General features: G+C 39.3%; 5 protein-coding genes. 1 reads left to right on the forward strand and 4 read right to left on the reverse strand.

Annotation, left to right across the window (positions count from 1 at the left end; genetic code table 11):
* A partial coding sequence (locus ACUVXA_RS15955; RefSeq protein WP_445872276.1) for a hypothetical protein occupies positions 1–2055 on the forward strand: 2055 nt, incomplete at its 5' end.
* Positions 2056–2089: 34 nt separating this feature from the next.
* Here ACUVXA_RS15955 and ACUVXA_RS15960 read toward each other — a convergent pair.
* The 4 genes from ACUVXA_RS15960 to ACUVXA_RS15975 form a co-directional block, all read right to left on the reverse strand.
* Positions 2090–2797 (reverse strand): HEAT repeat domain-containing protein, encoded by a 708-nt coding sequence (locus tag ACUVXA_RS15960; protein WP_445872277.1) that lies wholly within the window; start codon positions 2795–2797, stop codon positions 2090–2092.
* A gap of 51 nt (positions 2798–2848) precedes the next feature.
* Positions 2849–3379: a macro domain-containing protein gene (locus ACUVXA_RS15965; protein ID WP_445872278.1), complete on the reverse strand. Its 531-nt coding sequence runs from the start codon at positions 3377–3379 to the stop codon at positions 2849–2851.
* A 245-nt stretch (positions 3380–3624) separates the two neighbouring features.
* Positions 3625–4278, reverse strand: coding sequence for a Rab family GTPase (locus ACUVXA_RS15970; protein WP_445872280.1), 654 nt, complete (start codon positions 4276–4278; stop codon positions 3625–3627).
* A 142-nt stretch (positions 4279–4420) separates the two neighbouring features.
* Positions 4421–5005, reverse strand: a complete 585-nt coding sequence (locus ACUVXA_RS15975) for a Rab family GTPase (RefSeq protein ID WP_445872279.1) — start codon at positions 5003–5005, stop codon at positions 4421–4423.
* Positions 5006–5176 lie beyond the last annotated feature (171 nt).

The following is a 5176-nucleotide window of genomic DNA, read 5'->3' on the forward strand; positions in this document are numbered from 1 at the left end:
ATATTTTCCGCATGTAAGTTATTATCTATGACAAATATTCCTTTGAAAAGAGTAGTGCTCTTCAAACATGGCTTGGGATACTTTGAACGCAGGGGAAAAGTGAAAGGTGACGATGAGTTCAAAATCTCTTACGATGAGAATGAAATCAACGACGTGTTAAAGAGTCTTCTAGTAATAGACTACGGCGGTGGAAAGGTTTCTGCGGTAGACTATGAGGCAGCTCAGGAAACAAGCAGGCTACTCGAGAAAGTGGGAATCTATGTTCCAGTGGAAGATTCCTTAAGCAGCCTACTTAAACAGTTGATGGGAGTCAAAATCGGTTTGACCGCAGGAACAGAGGAATTAACCGGAAGAATCCTCGGAGTTGAAACCATTAAAGAGAAGGAAGATAATGTTGAAAGAGAAAAAAGGTTCCTGGTACTACTACACGAAGACACCATTAAAACCGTAAATCTCACAGACATCAAGAAACTTCAAACCCTAGACGACGAAGTCAAAAAAGATATCACCTACTTTATCGACACAGTTTATGATTCAAGGAGAAAAAATAAGAAAACACTAAACCTACAATTCAGGGGAGAAGGAGAAAGAGAAGTAGCCATAAGTTACACCGTGGAGGTCCCAGTTTGGAAAACCAGCTACCGTCTTAACTATTTTGATGAAAATCTGTGGATTCAGGGTTGGGCTCTTGTTGATAACATGTCAGATGAGGACTGGGAGGAAGTCAACCTTACTCTAATAGCGGGACTACCTATATCTTTCCGACACAATCTATATTCTGCAAGATATTTGTGGAGACCAGAGATTAAGGTTAAGGAAACAGCAGGAGTAATACCAGTAGCCTTGGAAGAGGGTATGGAATTCGAAGCTGAAGAAGAATTGCAAGCCTATGCAGATCAAAAAGTTGGGGTGAAAGCGGAAAGAGATGTTCGCCGCTTTCGAGGTGCTCCACCGGCTCCTAAAGCTTCACTAGCTGAGGCGGCGGCTCCAGCTGGAGGAATAAGTATGGATGACACCTTGGCGGCTGCCACTACAGCAGCTATTTCTGTTGAAACCGGGGCGACTAAGGCAGGGGAATTCTTTTTCTACAGTATTTCAACACCGGTAACCATTAGGAGGAATCACTCCGCTCTGGTACCCTTTATTTACACCGATATTGATGGGAAAAAGATTCTGGTTTACAATGAGAGTGCCCGTGTGGGAAATCCAATATCCTGTATAGAATTAAAAAATACTAGTGGCTTAACTTTGGAGGAAGGACCAGTCACGGTGTACGAGGAGAACTCCTATGTCGGGGAGTGTATGCTGCCTTTCATGGTGGATGGTGATAAGCGACTATTAGCTTACGCAGTCGATCAAGACGTTACTGTTAACAAAGAGATTAAGAGCCGGAACGAGTCAGTACACGAAGTAATTGTACGTGGTCCTGTGATTGAAACCTATTACTATCAAATAAACGAAACCAAGTATAACCTCAAGAATAAAGGCGAGGAAGCTAAAGAGGTTATAATTGAACATCCAAAACAGTATGGATTCGAACCTTGGAAAACAGAGAAATTCGAGGAAGAAACTCCGAATTATTATAGATGGAAAGTAATTCTGGAACCACGAAAAAGTCAGGAATTCACGGTAATGCTACGTAGACTGCTCAGCTCACATATTAACGTGATAGGATTGGAATCAAAGCTTATAGAAAGTTACTTCAACCGGGGACTAATCACCGAGGAAGAAAACCGTTTCCTAAACAAAATCGCAGAACTACAAAAACAAATAAACGAAATAGAAGAAGAAATGGCTAACTTGGAAGAAGAGAAGGAGGAGATAATCAAAGACCAGGAAAGACTTAGGGAGAACATAAAGGTTCTAAAAACCAGCAAACAGGAAGTAGAACTCAAGGAAAGATATGTTTCAACCTTATCCGCACAGGAAGACAGAATAGTAGAGATAGACATAAAGTTAAGAGAACTGGATAAAAATAGAGACAAAATAAAGCGGGATATGGATAAAATAATAAATGACTACGCCGAAAAACAGAAAGAAAAATTAAAACCCTAAAATTATCCAGAGTATGTACAAAACGTGTCCGTGTCTAGTGGTCTATTTTGAGACTATTTTGACCTTTATGCATGGAGTATATTGCAAATAGTCGAATATCACTATCCTCATCCTTTAGAGCCTCAATTAGAGGCTCAACCACTCTTTCATTTTCAATATTTCCCAGAGCTATTACCGCACCAATTCGAACAACTTTTTCTTTATCACTTTTTAGGGCGTGGATAAGAGGTTCTACCACCCTTTCACTCTTTATCTCTCCCAGAGCTAACGCAGCCAGTCCTCGAACATACCCATATTTATCATTTTTTAGCGCGGAGATTAAAGGTTCCACCACCCTTTCGTCTTTAATATTAAGGAGAAGATTCACCACCAGCTCTCGAACATACTTGTCATTATGACTCAAAGCTTTTATAAGATATTCTAGAGCTCTATCATCCTTTATCTCTCTTAGAGATTTTACGGTCATCATCCGCACTTCTGAATCCTTATCCTGTATTAGCCGATCTAAATCCGTCCACGCCTGTTCCTTATCAGATATAAAAGGGAAAGCATACGCAATACTATTGGCTAAAGCAAACCTTACTTCGCGACTCTCGTCTTGAATCAGTCGATGCAAGTCTTCCCATGCCTGTTCTTGGTCTGGGAGAATCGCAAAAATGGTGCAGAGCTGCTTCGCGGCATCTCTACGTTCATTAACATTTCTGCTTAGGGATTTCTCGTGAATTTTCTCTTGGTTTGACAATCACCAACACCTATTTTTCTAACTAAGAGAATAAACTACTGTTTATGCGTACTATATTTTCATTTTCTCCAATGTATCTTTGAATACTTTTAGGGTATCAGTATCAAAGAGAACGAATGCAACTTTTTGAAGACCGGTCTTTCCTTTCAAGTATTCAATTGTGGTTTTAAGCATTATTTCGGAAGCTCTCTTTACCGGAAACCCGAAGATACCCGTGCTTATCGCGGGGAACGAAATACTCTTCAAACCATTCTGGTCGGCAACCTTTAAACTGTTAAGGGTAGCATTTCTAAGTTTCTCATCCTCGTTACCCTCACCCCAACGGGGTCCAACCGCATGAATAACATATCTTGCTTTCAAGTTACCTCCAGTAGTGATCACCGCACCTCCCACAAAAGTTCCACCTATCTTATTGCACTCCTCTTGGATTTTCGGCCCACCCTTCCTTCTTATTGCTCCCGCTACACCACCACCCAACTGAAGAGCTGCATTCGCCGCATTCACAATCGCATCCGTACCCTGTTCTGTAATATCGCCCTGAATCAATTCCAAAACCGTTTTATTAATCTGGACCTCGACCATTAAAATCCACCTCAACTAATCCAGTAATAATTTAATTTAAATATTAAAACTTTTAAAGCTCACTGAACAGTTTCCCACTACGAATTTAACCCAAAAAGTAAAACAAGTATTATTCGAAAACCGAATGGAAAAGCAAGGGAAGGAAGGAGGTGTAGGGAAAAGGTCAGAGAGGAAAGGTACAAAGAGAGATTGCAGGCTTTACCGTTGTACAGAGCTCCATAAGACTCGGGTATTATTTGAATAATTCAAGTTTTATAAAGTAGGGGAAAATGATCCTCAGAAAACAGGCTTTTTGAGGGACTAGGTGTCATAGGATCCTGATTCTTCGGACGAATCCAATCTTCAGAGTAAGAAGAAACCTTGTCCAGGTATAATGATTTTGTAACGCTTTCCTGTTTCTCAAATATTATCTCATTTATCCTAGTCATGCTCTCCTGAACATTAATATTCTTAAGAACACTCGCTTCAAAGTATTGAGCATTAATACTATAAGCGTATTCTCGTGCTTCATCCTCATTCACATTTCGGGGAAGGTCAATCTTGTTACCAATAACAATGCAAGGAGCAACGGGAAGAATCTCTGTTACTTCTGCTCTCCATTTATCAAGGCTTTCAAAGGTAACCCGCTTAGTGACATCGAAAACGTAAACAACACCCTTGGCACCGTGATAAAAGTTCTGACGCACAATCTTAAACTGCGGCTGACCACCCAAATCCCAAAACTGAGAAGTAATCTGCACACCGTTAATAAAAATCCTATTAGTAGCAAAATTAGCACCCACAGTGGTAAGATAATTCTCACTAAAAGTATTCTCTGTATAACTTTTAATCAGGCTAGTCTTGCCAACAGCTCCATTACCTACGCACACTATCTTGTAGGTATAGGTGGGAATGGACAGTTTTTTTCCCTCACTTCATTCCTTTTCCTATATTGTAGTAAGACTACAAAATATTTAAGTTTTGCGATGAGTAAAAAATAAAAAATATAAAACATTTATATCAAAAAATTGTTAAAAAAAACTTAAAAAAATTAAGAAAAAATCACCATAAAAATTTTGAAGATCTTTCAATAGAAGATGGTTGATTTTTCTGAACTGGGATAATAGAATATTTTTCCCTAGTATTCTGGGAATTCTGGATTCTTTTTATTATTAGTCTTCCAATGGACTCAAAGCTCTCATCAATATTAATATTCAGAAACACGCTGGTTTCGAAATAGGGATTATTCATACACTGACTGTATTGATGCCCCTCTTCTGTTTCCACTTTTCGGGGAAGGTCGATTTTATTACCTATTATGATGCCGGGAATTTCTCCACAGACTTCGCCAACTTCTTCTCGCCACTTCTCAAGGCTTTCAAAGGTTTCCCGCCTACTGACATCGAAAACGTAAACAACACCCTTGGCACCGCGATAAAAGCTCTGACGCACAATCTTAAACTGCGGCTGACCACCCAAATCCCAGATCTGATAATTTACCTCATTCCCGTCCAAGGATAATTTTTTAGACGCAAAATTGGAACCAATGGTAGGCAAATAGTTGTCGCTGAAGCTATTTTCGGAGTACTTTTTTACTAGACTGGTCTTTCCCACAGCTCCTGACCCAACTACAAGTATTTTGAACACATATGTTTCTTTTGACGTTTTGGTTCCTTCCGCGATTTAATCTTATTATATTGTTGTTTTACTACATAATATATATTTTTGCTATGATGAATTAGATAAAAATTTCGTATTAAAATTTGGTGCTGTCTTTTTATCGGTTAACTTTTTCTCCTATGTTATCATTATCTGTAT

The sequence above is a fragment of the Candidatus Jordarchaeum sp. genome, assembly GCF_052745115.1.

Bases quoted from the DNA above. Each gene is read 5' to 3' on its own strand.
- ACUVXA_RS15965 (WP_445872278.1), bottom strand. From the start codon at position 3,379: ATGGTCGAGGTCCAGATTAATAAAACGGTTTTGGAATTGATTCAGGGC.